The sequence below is a fragment of the Pseudomonas sp. NFPP12 genome (assembly GCF_900103205.1).
Taxonomy (GTDB): domain Bacteria; phylum Pseudomonadota; class Gammaproteobacteria; order Pseudomonadales; family Pseudomonadaceae; genus Aquipseudomonas; species Aquipseudomonas protegens.
In genome coordinates this window covers 46,475-64,752 of record NZ_FMWW01000003.1, presented here as the reverse complement: position 1 = coordinate 64,752, position 18,278 = coordinate 46,475, and the positions used below count along the sequence as shown (strand labels likewise).

Here is an 18,278-nt window from a genome sequence, read left to right as displayed (position 1 = left end):
CTTTTTACCCCTGACTGACCGGGAGCTTTGCCATGCCGCACCTGCATATGGAATACACCGCCAACCTGCCGCAACTGGACGTCGACAAGGCGCTGCTGCGACTCAATCATGGGCTGGTGGCGTCCGGGCAGTTCTCCGACGAGTTCGACATCAAGAGCCGCGCAGTCAAGGTCGAAGCGTTCCGGGTCGGCACCGGGATTGGCGAGCGCGGCTTTGTCCACGTCAAGCTGGCCTTGCTCAGCGGCCGTTCGCCAGAGGTCAAGAAGCAGTTGTCCGAGAGCCTGCTGGCGGTGTTGCAGGATCTGGCGCCGTGGCCGGCGGATGTCCAGGTGCAACTGTGCGTGGAGATCGTCGATATCGACCGCGCGTCCTACAGCAAGGCCGCCGTCGGCCGCTGAGGATCAGGCCAGGCCCTGCTCGGCGCAGACCTTGACTATCTGTTCACGGAACCAGGTCTGCGCGCTGTCCTGATCGGTGTGCTGGCTCCATTGCATGTCCAGGCTGAATCCCGGCAGGCCGCTGGGGGCCTCGCAATGGTTGAACACTGCCTCGTTGGCCAGCAGTGCCTGGATGCGCCGGGGCAGGGTGAGGAGGAAGTCGGTGCCGGTGATCATCTTCAGCGCTGCGCTGTAGCTGTTGGAGCGGGCGACGATCTGCCGCTTGTGGGCCTGGCGCGCCAGCCAGCCGTCCACCATGTTGCTGTCCGACGTCCAGGGCGTGGGAAACACGTGCCGCCGCTCGACGAACGACTGCAGGCTGAAGCGCGGTTCCCTGGGCGGGGTCGCACGCTTGTCGAAGACACACACCAGGTCGTCCTCCAGCAGCATCTGCGACTTGAAGTCGGCGTGGCCGCGATGGAAGTCGGGCCCGAAACAGATCACCAGGTCGACGCTGCCATCGCGCAGGTCCTCGGCGGGAATATCACTTTCCAGCTTCTGCACGTTGACTGTCACCGGCAGGTCGGCGTAGTCGAAGCCCTTGAGCAGGCGCGGCAGGATCAGCAGCTCGAAGTATTCCGGGGCACAGAGGTTGAAGGTCACGGCCTGGCGGGTCGGGTCGAAGGCCGGCACACCGCTGTGGCACAGGTTGATGCTCTCCAGGATCCTCAGCACGTGGTTGTACATGCTGGTGGCCTTGTAGGTCGGGCGCATGCCGGTGCGGGTGTTGATGAACAGTTCATCCTCGAAGCCGTTGCGCAGTTTCTTCAGGCAGTAGCTGACGGTCGACTGGCTGACGCAGAGGGTTTCCGAAACCCCGGTGACACTGCTTTGCTCGTACACCGCGATAAAGACCATGAGGTCCTGCATGTCGAGTTTTCTGAGCACATTGCTGATGAGCATCCGTTCCATCCCGCTGAGCACCTGGCGCCGGTGGCGCGCAAACCGGATCGATGCTAGCGGAACGATCGTCCTAATTAAATGCCCGGGGCGGGGATTCGCGGACAGCATCGGGACATAAATGTCCGATAACACGACCTGCGCAGTTTCGCGCACTGCAATGGTGCTTGTCCCGGGTAGATTTCAGGCCGCCGCGGCTGTCGGGCGGCTGCCGCGCACCAGGCCGAGCATGCCCAGGGCCACCAGCAGGGCGCCGAGCATTTCTGTCAACTGTGGCCCCTGGGCCAGCCACAACCAGTGGAACAGCGTGAGGAACAGGGTGCTCAGGTAGATGTAGGAAATCACCGTGGACGGGGCGATGACGCCGATGGCCCGATGCAGCAGCCAGAAGGTTGCCAGGGTGGCGAACAGCGCCAGGTACAGCAGCCACAGCAGGTCGTTGCCGCGCAGTAGCGCGGCACTGCGCCAGCCGCCACTGGCCAGGCTGGCGACAAACAGGAACAGCGATCCGAACAGCATGTTCCAGAAGGTCATGGCCGCCGGGCTGCGCCCTTGCAGGCTGCCGGCCGTGAAGCGCTGGCTCAGCGGCGAGTAGGCGGCCATGGCCAGGCAGCCCAGGGCGTAGATACCCATGGCGTACAGCGACGGCAATTGCCCTGGCGCGCCGCCCTTGAGGATCAGCAGCAGCGCCCCGGCCCCCGCCACCAGCATCGGCAGCAGGCGGCGCCGCAGGCCGCTGCCAGGCAGCAGCCAGGCTTCGAACACCAGGGTCAGGAGCGGCACCAGGGTGAACAGGGTCCCGGTGTTGACCGCCGAGGTATGGCGCAGGGCTTCGAACAGCGAACCAAAATACAGCGCCAGCAGCAGGCCCAGCAGCCCATGGGCGCGCAAGCCGGCCAGGGTCATGGGCGCCGAACCCTTGAGCCACAACAGAGGCACGAACATCAGCGCCGAGAACAACAGGCGCAGGGCGGTTAGCAGCACCGGGTCGATGGCCTGGCTGACCTCGGCGGCGGCAAAGAACGAAGCGGCAATCAGCACCGCCCACAGCAGCATGCCGAGGTTGGCCTGGGTGAAGTTCACCGGGTTCATGATGGCCTCTCCCGGCTCAGCGGATGTGCTGGCGGTAATGCTTCGGATCGAAGCGCAGCGCCATGAGGATCATTACCAGCATCACCGCGGCCAGTGACCACCAGGCCCATTCGAAGCTGCCCAGCTGGTCGCGGATCATGCCCGCCAGCAACGGCGACAGCCCGGCAATCAGGTAGCCGATGCCCTGCACGAAAGCGGTCAGGCCACCGGCGCGGCGCGGGTCGCTGAGGTGGTCCAGGGAGACGATCAGGCTCATGGGAAACAGCCCGCCGATTCCCAGGCCCAGCAGGCACGGCCACAGCAGGCTGAGGTGTTTGGGGCTGAGGATCAGGCCGCAGAAGCCGGCGATGATCAGTACCAGCAGGGCCACCAGCACCAGGCGCCGGTCCTGGCTGCGGTTGGCGATGGCCGGGGTGACCAGCCCGGAAATCACTTCCATGGCGGTGAGAAAGCCCAGCAACAGGCCCGCGTTCTGCTCGCTCCAGCCGTTCTCCACGTAGTAGGGCGCCAGCCATGCCAGCACGCAGGTGTAGGAAGCGGTGCCGAGACCGAAGAACACCGCCAGCAGCCAGGCCCGGCGATTACCGGCAAAGGACTCCCGTGCTCCACCTTTGCCCGGCAGCCTGGGCAGGGCCGCGCGCTGGGCGTACCAGAACACCAGGGCCAGCAGCGCCAGGGCGGCCCAGATCGCCAGGGCCAGGCGCCAACTGCCACTGTGGTTCATCACCAGGGGCGAGAACGACGCGGCCAGCGCTGCACCGCCCATGATCGAGGTGACGTACAGGCCCATGAACAACGAGACATTGTCGGCAAAGCGCGACTTGATCAGCGCCGGCAGCAGTGCCTGGATCAGGGCGATGCCGATGCCGGCCAGCACCGCGCTGAGAATCAGCTCGGCCGCCGAGTCCATGAACAGCCGCGAGACCGTGGCCAGGCCGATGACCAGCAGCGACAGGACCACGGTGCGGTGCTCGCCCAGGCGCTGGCTGATGCCCATGCCGAAGAACATCGCCAGGCCCATGGCCATGACCGGCAGCATGGTCAGCAGGGAAGCCAGGCTGAAGCTCAAGGGGATATCGCCGCGAATGCCCGACAGCAGCGGGCCGACGGCGGCCATCGACGGACGCAGATTGAGCGCCACCAGAATCACACTGACCATCAGCCAGAGTGCGGGGCGGGAAGTTGCACGAACGTTTTCCATGGTCGGACCTTCAACAAACAAGGACCCGATTAGGCGGCTCGGTCTGGAGTGGGGGCAAATCAGAAAGTCCGCGGTGTTATTTAAAAACTAAATAACACCGCGGACCTGTAGCCGCTGCCGCAGGCCGCGATCCGGGCCGCAGGGCCGCAAACCGGACGATACGCACGCCCGGCAGGCACCTACCGCTGGAGCAACCTGCAACCCGGGATCAGAACGGCTTGGTCGGCAGGTACTTGCCGTCCAGGGTGATCACTGCGCGGGAACCGCCTTCCGGATCTTCGACCTTCTTGATGTCCAGCTTGAAGTTGATGGCGCTGATGATGCCGTCGCCGAACTGCTCGTGGACCAGGGCCTTGAGGGTCGAACCGTAGACCTGGAGCATTTCATAGAAGCGATACACGGTCGGGTCGGTGGGGATGCCGCCGGCGATGCTGCCGCGCAGGGGAATGCTCTGCAGCAGGCGGCTGGCGTCCTGGTCCAGGCCCAGCTTGTCGCACACCAGGTCGGCGGCGGTGGCCGGCAGGGCGTGCTGGCCCAGCAGAGCGGCGGTGACGAAAGCCAGGCTCAGCCCGGTGCCGTCGGTGAGGTCCTGCCACGACAGGTTCTTGCGCGCCTTGGCGTCGATGATGGTGTCGGCCAGGGCCAGGCGTGGAGCTTGGGCGAATTGGGATTGCAGCATGGGGTGACTCCTCTTGAGTGACGAAACGGGGGCTGCTCAGGCAGCGCTGGAAGCTTGGCTGGCCAGGGCACAGGTGTGCGGGTACTCGGCCAGGGAGACGAAACGCTGGGTGTTGCCGTCGAGGGCGACGATGGCGCCGCTCTCGATGTCATAGACCCAGCCATGCAGGTTGAGCCGGCCCTGCTCCAGGGCCAGGGCCACCGAAGGATGGGTCTTGAGGTTGGCCAGTTGGGCGATCACGTTGTCGCGCACCAGGGCGTCCAGGTGCTCGGCGGGCGAGGCGTGCTGGCGGGCGGCATTGATCACCTTGGCCGACTCGGCATGGCGCAGCCAGTTGGCCACGGCGGGCAGGTGATCGAGGCACTTGCAGGTGGAAATGGCGGTCATCGCGCCGCAGTCGGAGTGGCCGCAGATGACGATGTCGCTCACCCCCAGCACTGCCACCGCGTATTCCACGGTGGCCGATACGCCACCCGGCTCGGGGCCGTAGCTGGGCACGATGTTGCCGGCGTTGCGGATCACGAACAGGTCGCCGGGCTCTTGCTGGGTCAGCAGTTCGGGCACCACCCGGCTGTCGGAGCAGGTGACGAACAGGGTGCCGGGGCTCTGGGTACTGGCCAGCTGCTTGAACAGCTCGCTGCGTTGTGGAAAGGCTTCGCGCTGGAACTTGAGGAAACCGTCGATGATGTTCTGCATGGGATTGTCCTTGCGTCGCTGATGGGGCAAGGATGGAGGTTTTCAGCTATAGCGTCCAAGACCGGCTTATTATGCTTTCCATAAGTCCTGCCTATAGTTGGAGCCGTCATGCTCTTGCGTCATATCCGTTACCTGCTGGCTGTGGCCGAGCACTGCAATTTCACCCGTGCCGCCGAGGCACTGCATGTCTCCCAGCCGACCTTGTCGCAACAGATCAAACAGTTGGAGGAGTCCCTGGGCACGCCGTTGTTCGACCGCTCCGGGCGCAGCGTGCGACTCACCGATGCCGGCCAGGCCTATGTCGTCTATGCGCGCCGCGCCCTGCAGGACCTGCAGGCGGCCAAGCGGGCGATCCATGATGTGCAGGACCTGAGCCGCGGTTCATTGCGGCTGGCGCTGACCCCGACCTTCACTGCCTACCTCACCGGCCCCTTGCTCAGCCGCTTCAACCAGCAGTACCCGGGGATCGACCTGAGCCTTGAGGAAATGACCCAGGATCGCCTGGAAGCGGCCTTGGCCGAGGACCGCCTGGACCTGGGGATCGCCTTTGCCGGCGAGCACCTGGGGGAAATCCAGAGCCAGCCGCTGTTCACCGAAACCCTGAGCCTGATGGTCGGCCTGCACTATCCGCAGCAGGGCCAGCAACCCCTGAGTGCAGCGGCCCTGGGCCAACAGTCCCTGGTGCTGCTCAGCGCAGACTTTGCCACCCGCCGGCATATCGACCTGTATTGCCGGCAACAGGGCATTGCGCCGCGTATCGCCATCGAGGCCAATTCGGTGAGTGGGATTGTCGAGATCGTGCGCCGCGGGCAGTTGGCGACCCTGTTGCCGAGTGCCATCGCCCGCGAGCAGCCGGGCTTGCGGGCATTGGCCCTGCAATCACCCCCGGCGCCCCGCAGCGTGGTGCTGCTGGAGCGCAAGGGCGCCTATCGCAGCGCCGCCTGCCAGGCCTTTCGGCAGATGCTGCTGGACCAGGACTACGGCGCCGCCAGCCACTGATTCACCACCTGGTCATAGGCACCGGTGGCCTTGCTCAGGTGCAGCCACTGGTCGACGTAGCTTTTCCAGGCCATGTCATCCCGGGGCAGGAGGAAGGCCTTCTCGCTGTATTGCAGGTAGCGCTCGGGGTTGACCGCGCACAGCCCCGGCTTGTGCTTCTGCTGGAAGCGCGCTTCCGAGGCGTCGGTGATCATCACGTCGGCCTGCTTGGCCAGCAACTGATCGAAGATCTTCACGTTGTCGGCGAACAGGATCAGCTCGGCCTTGGGCACATGGGCCCGGGCGAAGACTTCGTTGGTGCCGCCCGGTGGTTCGATCAGGCGCACCGAGGGCTGGTTGATCTGCTCCAGGGTTTCATAGCGCTTGAGGTCCTGGCAGCGCACCAGGGGAATCTTGCCGTCAATCCCCAGGGGCTGGCTGAAGAAGGCTTTTTTCTGCCGTTCCAGAGAGACGGAAATTCCCCCTACGGCGATATCGCATTGCTGGCTCTGGAAGTCCGCCATCAGGGTCTTCCAGGTGGTATTGATCCACTTCACCCGGACCCCGAGGCTTTGCGCCAGGGACTCGGCCATGGTGATGTCGATACCTTCGTAGTGGCCATCGTCGCGCAGGTAGCTGTAGGGCTTGTAGTCGCCGGTGGTGCAGACCGTGAGGTGGCCACGTTCGAGCACCCGGTCCAGATGGGAGGTCGGGTCCTGGGCGAAGCTGAGGGCGGGGGCACTGAGGCCGAGCAGAGTGCAAAGCAAGAGGCGGGGCAGCATGGGTCGTTCCTTGAAGTGAAGGGCGGGACGCGGTGCCGAAGCATTATTGGCATCGGCCCTTGGTCGGGCAAGGGTGACCGGGTGCCCCGCCTGGACAAAACCGCTCGAGGGCTTTCGACCTTTTTTTCACGAACGACTGGTTAACCTGTGGCTTCTGGATACCTACAAGAGTTCGCCAGTCATGTCGTCCCACCCCCCACCGTCCATCGAGCTGGAGTTCGCCCGGCGCTATGATCAGGAGCACGCCCGGGTCTGCGGCGAGCCCCGGCCCGCCGGGCTTGCCGCGCGCCTGGCGCTGTGGCGCACGGTGCGCCTGGTACGCCATGCCCTGAAAGTGGCCGGGGAGCCGGGACTGATCCTGGATGTGGCCTGTGGTGCCGGGCGCTACTGGCCGGTGCTGGCCGAGCATGGCAACCGGGTGATCCTGGCGGCTGACCCTTCCCAGGACATGCTCAATCATGCCCAGACCCATCACCCGGCCAGCCTGCTGCAACGGGTCAAGACCTTTCACAGCTCGGCTTTCGACATCGGTCTGTCGGCCAATGCGGTGGACAGCATCATCTGCATGCAACTGTTTGCCCATGTGACCCGCAGCGAGGATCGCCTGGCGCTGCTGCGGGAGTTTCATCGGGTCAGCCGTGATTCGGTGATCGTCGCGGCCCGGGTCGAGCCGTTGTTCAATATCCTTGCGGCCACGCCGGGTGAGTCCGCGGCGTCACTGGCGATCGGCAGGGTGCAGTTGGAAGGCGAGTTCAAGCAGGCCGGTTTCGAGGTCGTGAGCCAGCAGGATTTCCTGCCCGGCTGTGGGGCGGCGCGGGTCTATGTCCTTAGAAAACCCAGCTGATTCCGACTCTCGAACTATTCTTGCCGTCCGGCAGAAGGTTTCGCACCTGCTCTTGTCGGGTGAATGCTCAGAAATCGCCGGAGGCGATATATACTGCGCGCCATTCTTCAAGGGAGAGCCGTGTGGCCATCGATATACATTGGATTCGCGACAACGATAGCCTCGGTCAGCTTTGCGCCGAGTGGCAGCAGCTGCCATTCGTCGCCCTCGACACCGAATTCATGCGGGTCGACACTTTCTATCCCATCGCCGCCCTGTTGCAGATCGGCGATGGGCAGCGCGCTTACCTGATTGATCCTTTGACCATCGACAACTGGAAGCCCCTGGCGGCCCTGCTGGAGAACCCGGCGGTGGTCAAGGTGGTGCATGCCTGCAGCGAGGACCTCGAAGTCCTGCTGCGCCTGACCGGCAGCCTGCCGGCGCCGCTGTTCGACACGCAACTGGCGGCCGCCTACCTGAACCTGGGTTTTTCCATGGGCTATTCGCGCCTGGTGCAGGAAGTCCTGGGCATCGAATTGCCCAAGGGCGAGACCCGCTCCGACTGGCTGCAGCGCCCGCTCTCGGAAACCCAGGTCAGCTACGCCGCCGAAGACGCCGTACACCTGGCCCAGGTCTTTACCGAACTGCAGCCCAAGCTGTCCGCGGACAAGTACCGCTGGGTGCTGGAAGACGGTGCCGAGCTGGTGGCCAACCTGCGCCGCGAAGTGGACCCCAACGAGGTCTATCGTGATGCCAAGCTGGCCTGGAAACTCTCCCGTGCGCAGCTGGCCGTGCTGCGTGAGCTCTGTGCCTGGCGCGAGCGTGAAGCCCGTGCCCGGGACTTGCCGCGCAACCGCATCGTGCGTGAACACGCCCTCTGGCCCCTGGCCAAGACTCAGCCCGATACGCTGGCGGCGCTGGCCAAGATCGAAGACATGCACCCGCGCACTGTGCGTCAGGACGGCGAGTTTCTCCTCGATCTGATCAAGCGCACCGCAGCCCTTGGCCCGGACCAATGGCCACCGGCCGTACCCGAGCCGTTGCCGATCGAAGCCGCAGCCCTGCTCAAGCGCCTCAAGGCAGTGGGGCAGGCCGAGGCCGAGCGTCTGGGCATCGCGCCGGAAGTCATGCTGCGCAAGAAAACCCTGGAGAGCCTGCTCAAGAGCGGCTACCCCAACGGGCCTTACCAATTGCCTGATTCGCTGCGTGGCTGGCGCCGCGAATTGATGGGCCAGGCGCTGCTGGACAGCCTGGCTACCGCCGGAGAACAGCCTTGAAACGTATCTGCTCCATCTATAAAAGCCCGCGCAAGAACGAGATGTACCTCTACGTACTGAAAAGCGAGGCCCTGGAACGCGTGCCGGAAAACCTGCTGCTGGCTTTCGGCAAGCCGCAACATGCCTTCGATCTGGTGCTGAGCCCGGAGCGCAAGCTGTCCCGGGAGGACATCCACCAGGTGCTGGAAAACCTCGAGAAGCAGGGCTATCACTTGCAGATGCCGCCGGCGGAAGACGAGTACATCGAGCACCTGCCCGAAGAGTTGCTGCGCCGCAATGATCCGGTCTGACCTGTAGAGGCTCGGTCCCGAGCCTCTGTTCAATGCAACTGACTGACCTGGCCACCGCCTTGATCGATGGAGCAATACTCCGTCGGCGGCGGCCTGTACCGTTTTTTAAGGTTTGAACCATGCGCGTTCTGATTGCCGAACACGATCACGCTGTTTATGCCCGCCTGTTGCGTCAGGCGGCACCGGAGCTGGACGTACTGACCAGTGGCGACTCCGCCGAGCTGTCGCGCCTGGCGGCGGATTGCCCGGTATGGCTGGGCCAGCCAGACCTGCTGGCGACCCTGCTGCGTCAGGGTCATCAGCCCCAGTGGCTGCAATCCACCTGGGCCGGCATCACCCCGTTGCTGGCCGACGGCCTGCCCCGGCATTACCGCCTGACCCGGGCGGTAGGCATCTTTGGCCAGGTGATGGCCGAGTACGTGCTCACCTACATCCTTGGCCATGAGCGCGAAGTGCTGGCGCGGCTGGTCAGCCAAGTGGAGCGCAAGTGGGACAACCGCCTGGGCCAGAGCCTGGTGGGGCGCAAGGTGCTGATCGTCGGCACCGGCGACATCGGTCAGAGCGTGGCGCAATTTCTGTTGCCCTTTGGTGTGAAGCTGTACGGCATCGCCAGCCAGGCGCGGGAGCAGGCACCCTTTATCGAAGTGGCGGGCCTGGAAGACCTGGGCCGCTTGGTGGGGGAGGTGGATTATGTGGTCAATCTGCTGCCCAATACCCCGAGCACCCACGACCTGTATGACGCGGCGCTGTTCAAGCAATTCAAGTCCACGGGGCTGTTCATCAACGTGGGCCGGGGTGTTTCCGTGGTCGATGGGGATTTGGTGCAGGCCCTCAAGGATGGGCATCTGGCGGGGGCGGTGATCGATGTCTGTCGCCAGGAACCCTTGCCGCAACGGCACCCGTTCTGGACGGCCTGGGGCTTGCTGCTGACGGGGCACAGCTCGGCGCCGACCTCGCCGGAACTGATGGTGCAGTTGTTCGTCGACAACCTGCGGGCCTACGAGGCCAAGCAGGCCTTGCGCGGCGAAGTGGATTTCGCTCGCGGCTATTGAAACGGACCTGATCGTAGGAGCGAGCTTGCTCGCGAAAGCCGCGCTTGCCAGGCAAGCGCGGCGCCCTTCAGGGCTTCGCGAGCAAGCTCGCTCCTACAGAGGCGATCGCTGCTTTAGAGGCTGAAATCGCCTTCGGCCACGGTCTCGCTCAGTGGACGACGCGGGCTCGGCTCTTCCCGGGCCTGCAGGTAGTCGGCCAGGGTCGACTTGTCTCCCAGCTTGCCCACCGCTATCGCTGCGTGCAGTGCATAGCCTTCGGGAATTTTCAGCTCCTTGCGGGTCAGCTCCTGGTCGAAGCCGGCCATGCCGTGGGTGTGCCAGCCGCTGAGGCTGGCCTGCAGCGCCAGGTGGCCCCAGGCCGAGCCGGTGTCGAAGGTGTGCCACAGGGCCGGGGTCTCTTCCGTGGCGCCGGGGGCGGTGAAGGTGGTCTTGGAGATCACGATCACCAGGGCCGAGGCATGTTGCGCCCAGCCACGGTTGAACTCGTTGAGCAGGCCGAGGAAGCGCTCCCAGTTCGGCGTATCGCGCCGGGCATAGAGAAAGCGCCAGGGTTGCGAGTTGTAGGCCGAAGGGGCCCAGCGCGCGGCTTCGAAGAAGCTCAGCAGGGTTTCTTCAGGGATGTTTTCGCCGGTGAAGGCCCGTGGCGACCAGCGCTGGGTGAACTGCGGGTGGATGGCGTAATCGGCAACGCGAGTGTTGGCGCTCATGGAAAAACTCCTGGCAGCATGTGAGATGAGTGGAATAAACCGGCAAGCGCAGATGAGCTGAGCGAAGGGGTATTCCTGACCCCGTGCGGTTTGCCGGGTGCAACGCGGTCAAGCGTTAATGGCACACGGACGCGGGTCGGTCCGAGGGGCAAAGCTACTGTGCCCATGGCCCGCTGACAAGTCCTGGCCTACCGACAGTCGCCAGCGCTTGGCCCGCCGGTTCTTCGGCACTAGACTGGCGGCCTTTTCACCCTCGGATACTGATGCTTGAGCCATGGCCGCCAAAGTCGAACCTTTCTGGATACGCAAAACCCTCGAACAACTCGACCAGGACGAATGGGAGTCGTTGTGCGATGGCTGCGGTCTGTGCTGCCTGCAAAAGCTTGAAGACGAGGACGACAACAGCGTCTATTACACACGCATCGCCTGCAAGCTGTTGGACCTCAAGACCTGCCAGTGCAGCGATTACCCCAACCGCCGCGACTCGGTGCCCGACTGCATCCAGCTGACCCCGGGCAAGGCCGACGAATTCAAGTGGCTGCCCCCCACCTGCGGCTACCGCCTGGTGAGCGAGGGCAAGGACCTGCCCCTGTGGCACCACCTGGTGTGCGGCGACCGCGATGCGGTGCACCACGAACGTATTTCCCAGTCCGGCCGCATGCTCGCCGAAGGCAGCGTGGCGGAAGAGGATTGGGAGGATCATCTGATTTTCCGCGCAGGCTGAGGGTTCGCCGCGCCGGCTTCAAGGTTTCAACAGCAAGGAGAGGGTATGAGGGTGGGGGCGAAGCTGGCGCTGGCCGCTGCGATGCTGGCATTGAGCGCATCGGCGTTTGCGGCGAAGAAGGTCGATCTGGATTATCACGTGCGCTTCCTGCCCCAGAGCGATCAGGCCGAAGTGCGCCTGACCCTGGCCGACGGCGCGGCGCTGCGCAGCCTGGATTTCGATCTGGGCTCGACCGGCGACTACAGCGACTTCAAGGCCGACGGCCAATGGCAGGCCGCCCCCGCCGATGCTGGCGGTCAGCGTGGGGTCTGGCGCCCGGCCAGCGGCAAGGCCAGCCTGAGCTACCGGGTACGCCTGAACCACAGCATCAAGAAGGGCATCTATGACAGCCGCAGTACTGCCAACTGGGCCCTGCTGCGCGGCGAAACCCTGGTGCCGCCGGCGCACCTGGACCAGCAGGACGGCATCGAGCTGGTGGCGCGCCTGGATTTCGAACTGCCCGCCGGCTGGAAGAGCATCGAGACCGCCTGGCCGCGGATCGGCAAGCACCGTTTTCGCATCGACAACCCCTCGCGGCTGTTCGACCGTCCCGCCGGCTGGATGCTCGCCGGCACCCTGGGCAGCCGCCGCACGCGCCTGGGGGAAACCGACGTCAGCGTGGTCTCGCCACTGGGCCAGGGCATGCGGCGCATGGATGTGCTGACCCTGCTGACCTTTGTCTGGCCGCAGGTGCAGGCGGTGTTTCCCCGCCAGCCGAGCAAGCTGTTGATCGTCGGCGCGGCCGATCCGATGTGGCGCGGCAGCCTGGCCGGGCGCGATTCACTGTTCCTGCACAGCCGCCTGCCGCTGGTCAGCGAGAGCGGCGCCAGCCCCTTGCTGCGGGAGCTGGTGCAATCTCTGGCACGGATCAACGACAGCCAGCGCAGCGACTGGATCAGTGAAGGGCTGGCGCAGTACTACGCCATCGAGCTGCTGCGCCGTGCCGGTGGCATCAGCGATGAACGTTACCAGGTGCTGGAGAAGCGCCTGGCCCGGGACGGCCACAAGGTCACCAGCCTGCGCGGCGAACAGGTGGACAGCGCCACAGTGGCCAAGGCGGTGTTGCTATTGCAGGAGCTGGATCGAGAGATTCGCCTCAAGACCCGCAACAAGCGCTCCCTGGACGATGTCCTGCAAGCGGCGATGCGCCTGGAAAGCGTCAGCACCGCCGAATTCATCCAGCTCAGTGAAAGCGTGCTGGGCGAGTCCTCCAGGGTCCTCGACACCAGCCTGCTGCGCTGACCCGGCGCGGTTGGCCCCAGGCGTCCATGAGGACGCCCCGGCTTCAGGCCTTGGGCACCTTCACTTCATCATTGCTGGCGGCCTTGGCGTTGCGGCCGGCGGCTTCGGCATCGGCTTTCAGGTTGCGCAGCTCTTCTGCAGCGCGTTCGATCTTGTTGCGCACGTTGTTCATGTCCTGGCGGCTTTTCTCCAGCAGGCTTTTCGCCGAGCTGTGCCCGGTGATGCCCCGGGCCAGGGCCACGCCGCCGATGGCTACCTGGATCAGGCCGAATACGCCGCCACGGCGCAGGCCCTTGCCCATCATCACCACGCCGCCGGCCAGCGAGCCGATGCGCTCCCAGCCCTGGACATTCTGGGTGGGCTGGCTCTGGAACGGGGTCGATTCGATGGTTTGCAGCTGTTTGCGCTCGCTCATGATCTGTCTCCAAGGGCGGTAAGGGATACAAGGCTGACTGCACGAAGGCGTCACAGGTTCCCGGGCGATGACCGGCGTGTGCTCAGAACTTGGGACCGGAGCGGGTGTTGTTGCCCTTGGCCAGGCGATCGTAGAGCACCACGTTGACTGTCGCTGCCAGGTTCATGCAACCGGTGGTGGGGATGTAGACCACGTCCTCGCACCAGTCGCGGATCTCCTTGTCGAGGGAGCCGTCTTCCGGGCCGAAGATGTACAGGGCGCGATCCGGGTGGGTGTATTCGGGCAGTGGGCGGGCACCCTCGACCAGTTCCACGGCCACCGGTATGCAGCCCAGGGGGAGGATTTTCTTCAGGTCGTCGATGCCGATCAGCGGAATGTCCTGGTGGACCTTCTTGGTGTCGGTGACGAAGTCGCGGGCCCGCTCATAGCGCTTGCCGGTGTAGAACACCGAGGCGACGCCATAGCAGCCGGCGGCGCGCATCACCGAACCGACGTTCTCCGGTGACTTGGGGTTATACAAACCGATGCAGCTGTACCTTTTGTTTGCCACGAACAAAGCGCCTTGGGGGAAAAGAGCGCGATTATACGAGGATTGCCCACGGCTCGGTGGCTTGTTGTGGCGAGGGAGCTTGCTCCCGACGCCGGCCAATGCGGTGTAGCAGGCCGGCCGGGGGCACAGGGTTTACCGCTGCCTTGCCGCCGAACGGGAGCACGCTCGCTGGCCACAATATGCCCGGCGGCTGGTGCTTACTCCGGGTCTTTCTTCATCAACCCGGCCAGGGCGGCGAACGGGTTGTGGGTCGCCTTGGCGACTTTCGGGGTGCTCAGGGAGCCTTCGCCGAAGTACTGCTGGTCGGTGTAGCGCGAGTGCTCGTTGTCGTGGCAGTACAGGCACAAGAGTTCCCAGTTGGAACCGTCCTGGGGGTTGTTGTCGTGGTTGTGATCGCGGTGGTGCACAGTCAACTCGCTCAGGCGCTTGCCGGAGAACTCCCGGGCGCAGCGGCCGCAGACATGGGGGTACATTTTCAGTGCCTTGTCGCGGTAGCCCATTTCCCGGTCGCGCTGGGCGTCGGCAAGGATACGGTCCAGCTTGGCGGTGTTGGACGGGGGAGTGGACGAACTCATGGGTTCACCTTTGTAGAAGGACTAATGACGGTAATGGACAAAGTTTAGCTCAGGCCTTGAGCTTCTCGGCAATCCAGATGGTGTGCCGGGTGCCGCGATTGCCATGGGCGAAGACCTGTACTTCCTCGGCCTTGAAGCCGGCCTTGCGCAGGCGCTCGGAGAACTGCCGGTCGGCGCTGGCCGACCACACCGCAAGAATGCCCTTGGGCCGCAGGGCCCGGGCGCAGGCGGCCAGGCCGGCGCTGGAGTAGAGCCAGCTGTTGGCTTTCTGGGTCAGGCCTTCGGGGCCGTTGTCGACGTCGAGCATGATCGCGTCGAAGCCCTGGGGCTCGGCCTGCAGGACCTTGGCCACGTCTTCCAGGCGGATCACCGTGCGCGGGTCCAGCAGCGGCCGGCCGGACTTTTCGCCGAGCGGGCCACGGTTCCATTCCACCACCCCGGGCACCAGCTCGGCGACCACCACCTCGGCGCTCTTGCCCAGGTGCTTGAGAGCCGCGGCCAGGGTGAAGCCCATGCCCAGGCCGCCGATCAGCACCCGTGAGTTCGGGCGCCCGGCGACCTTGCTGCAAGGGATCTGCGCCAGGGCGTCCTCGGAACCGTGCATGCGTGTGTTCATCAACTGGCCGCCGTCGCCGCCCTGGATCTTGATGACGAAATCCTCACCGTATTCGAACAGGCACAAGGCACCGCCGTTTTCAGGAATCGCAGTAGTGTCCAGCAGTACGAAACGTTTCATGGAGATCTCATTGAGGAAGGCAAAACGCCCCGGTTGGGAGTAGCCTGACGCCAGACAATAGCAATGGAGCCATTGATGAAGCGCACTATTCTAACGGTGATTGCCCAAGCGGCGCTCGCCCTCACCGCTGCCCTGGCGCTTGGTGCCGGCCCGGCTTTGGCTGACGAGCCGCAAAGTACCCCGGTGGTGACCCCGGCGCCGACCCTCGGCACCCCGGGCACCGCGACCCCTACGCCTTATCCGCAAGTCACCCCGCCCAGCACGCCGAAAGCCGGCAGCAGTGGCAGCGCGCCTCTGCTGCCGCCGATCGACATGCCCAAGCCGCCCAAGGACCAGACCCTGCCAGGGCTGGAGCAGAACGACAGCAAACCCAAGGTTCAGGGTTGATGGATGTAGTGGGCGAGGGTACCCCGGGGCTCAGATCTGCTGCGCGAGCAACTGGCCGTCGGCCATGCGCAGCCGCTTGGACAGCGACACGGCCAGGGCGCGGATGATCTTGGCGGCGATCTTTGGCGCATCGTTGAGCATCTTCTCCAGGGAGTCCTTGCCCAGGTTGAGCAACTGGCAATGGCTGGCGGCCACGCAGGTAGCCGAACGTCGCTCGCCATCGAGCACCGCCATTTCGCCAAAGGCCCGGCCGCTGCGCAGGGTCGCGATGGTCAGGGGCTGGCCGTCGTGGTTGCGCTTTTGCACAGCTACCTGGCCGCTGTGGATGATGCACATGAAGCTGCCGGCATCGCCCTCATGAAAGATCGCTTCGCCCTCGGCGATGCTGCTGATGCTGAAGTAGCCGGCCGCAGCGTTGAAGTCGGCGGGCAACAACTGGTCGAACAGGCCGCAGTCCATCAGCCAGTCGCGGATCTCGTTGTTCAGTAAGGTGGGTTCGGACATGGGATCACGGTCTTTTTCTTGTGTCTGTTGCACGGGCGCGGGCCCGGTCCGGCGGTTGCCGGTGGCGTTCTGGGTTAAGACAGGAACGCCGCCGGGAGTTCCTCAGGCCAGGCCCAGAATGTTCAGGATAAAGGCGTATTCGAGGGCTACGTCACGTAATCCCTGGTAACGCCCGCTCATGCCGCCATGGCCGGCCCCCAGCTCGGTCTTGAGCAGCAGCGGGTTGTCGTCGGTCCTGGTGGCCCGCAACCTGGCCACCCATTTGGCCGCCTCCCAGTACTGCACGCGGCTGTCGTTGTAGCCGGCGATCACCAGGGTTGCCGGGTAGGCCTGGGCGCGCACGTTCTCGTAGGGCGCGTAGGCCTTGATCCGTGCGTAGACCTCGGGCTCCTCGGGGTTGCCCCATTCGTCGTATTCGGTGACGGTCAGTGGCAGCTCCGGGTCGAGCATGGTGTTGAGCACATCGACGAAGGGCACTTCGGCGATGGCGACCTTGAACAGCTCGGGGCGCTGGTTGAGTACCGCGCCGATCAGCAGGCCGCCGGCGCTGCCGCCACTGATGGCTAACTGCTGGGCGCTGGTCAGGCCCTGGGCGATCAAGTGTTCGGCGCAGGCGATGAAGTCGCTGAAGGTGTTCTGCTTGTGTTCCTGCTTGCCGGCGCGGTACCAGGCCTCACCCAACTCGCCGCCGCCGCGCACGTGGGCGATGGCAAAGGCCACGCCGCGATCGAGCAGGCTCAGGCGGGCGTGGGAGAACCAGGGATCCAGGCTTTCGCCGTAGGCACCGTAGCCGTAGAGGTACAGCGGCGTCGGCTGGCCCAGGCAGTCGCGCTTGACCACCAGGCTGATGGGCACTTGGGTGCCGTCGGCGGCGGTGGCCCAGAGGCGCTGGCTGACGTAGGCCTCGGGGTCGAACGGGCCCAGTACCGGGGTTTCCTTCAGCACCTGCTGCTGGCCGTCGGCCAGTTGCAGCTGGCGCACCTGGGCCGGGCGGTTCAGGGCCTCGTAGCGCAGGCGGATGCGCTCGCTGGAAAACTCCAGGCTGTTCTGCACGTGCAGGCTGTAGGCCGCATCCGGCAGTTGCACGCGGTACACCGGCAGGTCCCGGGGGTGCACTTCGATAATCGGCAGACCGCCTTCGCGCAGGCTCAGGGTCATGGCTGTGGCGTTGAGGGTCACGCCGTCGAGCATCACTTCGGGGTTGTGCGGCACCAGCAGTTGCCAGTCGTCCTGCTCGGGGATCGCGCCGTTGTCTTCTGCCTGGTAAAGGGCGAAGTTGATGCCGTCGCGGTTGCTGCGGATGAACCAGGTCCATTGGCCGTCCAGCAGGCCGTGGTCGACATCGTATTCATGGCCTTCGACCCGCGGCGCCAGGCAAGTGAACGGCAGCTGTGGCTGCGTGGCGTCCAGGGCCCAGGTCTCGCCGGTGGTCTTGCTGCCCAGGGACAGCAGCAGTTGGCGTTCGGAGCTGGAACGGTAGCAATGCAGGAAGAAGCGTCCGTCCGGCTCGTGGAACACTTCCTCGGCGGCGGTGCCATCCAGCCGGTAGCGCAACAGCTTGTGCGGGCGGTGGGTATCGTCCAGCTCGCCGAAGAACAGGGTCAGGCTGTCGTTGGCCCAGGTCATGCTGCCGTCGCAGTTGTCGAAGGACAGCTCGCTGACTTTGTCGCTGGCCAGTTCCTTGACGAACAGGGTGTAGATTTCCTCCCCAGTGGTATCGAGGCTGTAGGCCAGGCGCTGGTGGTCGGGGCTGATGCTGAAGGCCCCGAGGGAGAAGAAGCCGCCATTGGCCAGGGCGTTGGGGTCCAGCAGCAGTTGCTCGCGGCTTTCGTCCACCGTCAGGCTGTCGTCCGCCGGGCGCGGGCAGCGGTAGTGGCGGGCGTATTCGTCGCCGGCGGTGGTGCGGGTGTAGTACAGGTACGGGCCCCAGGGCGAGGGCAGGGACAGGTCGGTTTCGAGGATCCGCCCCTTGATCTCCTGGAACAGCGTTTCACGCAGGGGCCCCTGATGCGCCAACTGGGCGTCCAGGTAGCTGTTTTCAGCCTTCAGGTAATCGAGCACCGCGTCGGTGTCGCGTTCCTGCAGCCAGGCATACGGGTCAGCGCCTTCGGCCTTGTGGGCAATCGGGGCGCTGCTGTCGTTGGCGGTTAAGGGCATGGGTGGCTCTCGGGCGATGACAAATGAGGGCTGGG

Annotated in this window: 22 protein-coding genes; 9 read left to right on the top strand and 13 right to left on the bottom strand. The window is 64.8% G+C overall.

The window, feature by feature from the left end; translation table 11 throughout:
- Positions 1-32 precede the first annotated feature (32 nt).
- Positions 33-398, top strand: coding sequence for a 5-carboxymethyl-2-hydroxymuconate Delta-isomerase (locus tag BLS75_RS13095; protein ID WP_011059824.1), 366 nt, complete (start codon positions 33-35; stop codon positions 396-398).
- 3 nt (positions 399-401) lie between these two features.
- On the opposite strand, the gene BLS75_RS13090 is transcribed toward BLS75_RS13095, so the two are convergent.
- The 5 genes from BLS75_RS13090 to BLS75_RS13070 form a co-directional block, all read right to left on the bottom strand.
- On the bottom strand, positions 402-1,340 hold the full coding sequence (locus tag BLS75_RS13090; protein ID WP_072451020.1) for a LysR family transcriptional regulator: 939 nt from the start codon (positions 1,338-1,340) through the stop codon (positions 402-404).
- Between the two features lie 180 nt (positions 1,341-1,520).
- Complete coding sequence (locus BLS75_RS13085; RefSeq protein ID WP_072451019.1) at positions 1,521-2,429, bottom strand: DMT family transporter; 909 nt, start codon at positions 2,427-2,429, stop codon at positions 1,521-1,523.
- 16 nt (positions 2,430-2,445) lie between these two features.
- The gene (locus tag BLS75_RS13080) at positions 2,446-3,630 is read right to left on the bottom strand and encodes a cyanate transporter (RefSeq protein WP_019093310.1); all 1,185 of its coding nucleotides are present in this window, start codon (positions 3,628-3,630) and stop codon (positions 2,446-2,448) included.
- A gap of 208 nt (positions 3,631-3,838) precedes the next feature.
- Positions 3,839-4,309 (bottom strand): cyanase, encoded by a 471-nt coding sequence (cynS, locus tag BLS75_RS13075; RefSeq protein ID WP_011059828.1) that lies wholly within the window; start codon positions 4,307-4,309, stop codon positions 3,839-3,841.
- 36 nt (positions 4,310-4,345) lie between these two features.
- A complete protein-coding gene (locus BLS75_RS13070) occupies positions 4,346-5,005 on the bottom strand; it encodes a carbonic anhydrase (RefSeq protein WP_072451018.1) in 660 nt (219 codons plus the stop codon).
- A gap of 108 nt (positions 5,006-5,113) precedes the next feature.
- On the opposite strand from BLS75_RS13070, the gene cynR reads away from it, so the two are divergent.
- Complete coding sequence (cynR, locus tag BLS75_RS13065) at positions 5,114-6,004, top strand: transcriptional regulator CynR (protein ID WP_072451017.1); 891 nt, start codon at positions 5,114-5,116, stop codon at positions 6,002-6,004.
- On the opposite strand, the gene BLS75_RS13060 is transcribed toward cynR, so the two are convergent.
- Entirely contained in the window at positions 5,983-6,765 is a 783-nt protein-coding gene (locus BLS75_RS13060) for a transporter substrate-binding domain-containing protein (RefSeq protein ID WP_072451016.1), read from the bottom strand. The genes cynR and BLS75_RS13060 overlap by 22 nt on opposite strands.
- A 181-nt stretch (positions 6,766-6,946) precedes the next feature.
- Between BLS75_RS13060 and BLS75_RS13055 the strand changes: the two genes are divergently transcribed.
- The 4 genes from BLS75_RS13055 (at position 6,947) to BLS75_RS13040 (ending at position 10,207) form a co-directional block, all read left to right on the top strand.
- Positions 6,947-7,609, top strand: a complete 663-nt coding sequence (locus tag BLS75_RS13055) for a class I SAM-dependent methyltransferase (RefSeq protein WP_072451015.1) — start codon at positions 6,947-6,949, stop codon at positions 7,607-7,609.
- A 122-nt stretch (positions 7,610-7,731) separates the two neighbouring features.
- Positions 7,732-8,865 carry a ribonuclease D gene (gene rnd, locus BLS75_RS13050; protein ID WP_072451014.1) on the top strand — a complete coding sequence of 378 codons (1,134 nt, stop codon included), beginning with the start codon at positions 7,732-7,734 and terminating at the stop codon, positions 8,863-8,865.
- Entirely contained in the window at positions 8,862-9,155 is a 294-nt protein-coding gene (locus BLS75_RS13045; protein ID WP_072451013.1) for a YcgL domain-containing protein, read from the top strand. The genes rnd and BLS75_RS13045 overlap by 4 nt, the downstream gene beginning before the upstream one ends.
- A 119-nt stretch (positions 9,156-9,274) precedes the next feature.
- Positions 9,275-10,207: a D-2-hydroxyacid dehydrogenase gene (locus BLS75_RS13040; RefSeq protein WP_072451012.1), complete on the top strand. Its 933-nt coding sequence runs from the start codon at positions 9,275-9,277 to the stop codon at positions 10,205-10,207.
- 113 nt (positions 10,208-10,320) lie between these two features.
- Here BLS75_RS13040 and BLS75_RS13035 read toward each other — a convergent pair whose 3' ends face one another.
- On the bottom strand, positions 10,321-10,914 hold the full coding sequence (locus tag BLS75_RS13035; RefSeq protein ID WP_072451011.1) for a nitroreductase family protein: 594 nt from the start codon (positions 10,912-10,914) through the stop codon (positions 10,321-10,323).
- A gap of 274 nt (positions 10,915-11,188) precedes the next feature.
- Between BLS75_RS13035 and BLS75_RS13030 the strand changes: the two genes are divergently transcribed.
- Positions 11,189-11,638 carry a YcgN family cysteine cluster protein gene (locus BLS75_RS13030; RefSeq protein WP_015634549.1) on the top strand — a complete coding sequence of 150 codons (450 nt, stop codon included), beginning with the start codon at positions 11,189-11,191 and terminating at the stop codon, positions 11,636-11,638.
- A gap of 45 nt (positions 11,639-11,683) precedes the next feature.
- Entirely contained in the window at positions 11,684-12,919 is a 1,236-nt protein-coding gene (locus BLS75_RS13025) for a hypothetical protein (RefSeq protein ID WP_072451010.1), read from the top strand.
- Positions 12,920-12,962: 43 nt separating this feature from the next.
- On the opposite strand, the gene BLS75_RS13020 is transcribed toward BLS75_RS13025, so the two are convergent.
- From BLS75_RS13020 to BLS75_RS13005, 4 genes are all read right to left on the bottom strand, one after another.
- Complete coding sequence (locus tag BLS75_RS13020) at positions 12,963-13,334, bottom strand: YgaP family membrane protein (protein WP_011059839.1); 372 nt, start codon at positions 13,332-13,334, stop codon at positions 12,963-12,965.
- A gap of 82 nt (positions 13,335-13,416) precedes the next feature.
- The gene (locus BLS75_RS13015; protein WP_011059840.1) at positions 13,417-13,884 is read right to left on the bottom strand and encodes an RNA methyltransferase; all 468 of its coding nucleotides are present in this window, start codon (positions 13,882-13,884) and stop codon (positions 13,417-13,419) included.
- A gap of 197 nt (positions 13,885-14,081) precedes the next feature.
- Positions 14,082-14,459 carry a YajD family HNH nuclease gene (locus BLS75_RS13010; protein WP_011059841.1) on the bottom strand — a complete coding sequence of 126 codons (378 nt, stop codon included), beginning with the start codon at positions 14,457-14,459 and terminating at the stop codon, positions 14,082-14,084.
- A 49-nt stretch (positions 14,460-14,508) separates the two neighbouring features.
- Positions 14,509-15,195 (bottom strand): spermidine synthase, encoded by a 687-nt coding sequence (locus tag BLS75_RS13005; protein WP_015634551.1) that lies wholly within the window; start codon positions 15,193-15,195, stop codon positions 14,509-14,511.
- Positions 15,196-15,270: 75 nt separating this feature from the next.
- Between BLS75_RS13005 and BLS75_RS13000 the strand changes: the two genes are divergently transcribed.
- On the top strand, positions 15,271-15,582 hold the full coding sequence (locus BLS75_RS13000; protein ID WP_072451009.1) for a hypothetical protein: 312 nt from the start codon (positions 15,271-15,273) through the stop codon (positions 15,580-15,582).
- Positions 15,583-15,612: 30 nt separating this feature from the next.
- On the opposite strand, the gene BLS75_RS12995 is transcribed toward BLS75_RS13000, so the two are convergent.
- On the bottom strand, positions 15,613-16,086 hold the full coding sequence (locus BLS75_RS12995) for a cyclic nucleotide-binding domain-containing protein (RefSeq protein WP_011059844.1): 474 nt from the start codon (positions 16,084-16,086) through the stop codon (positions 15,613-15,615).
- Between the two features lie 102 nt (positions 16,087-16,188).
- Positions 16,189-18,243 (bottom strand): S9 family peptidase, encoded by a 2,055-nt coding sequence (locus BLS75_RS12990; protein ID WP_072451008.1) that lies wholly within the window; start codon positions 18,241-18,243, stop codon positions 16,189-16,191.
- Positions 18,244-18,278 lie beyond the last annotated feature (35 nt).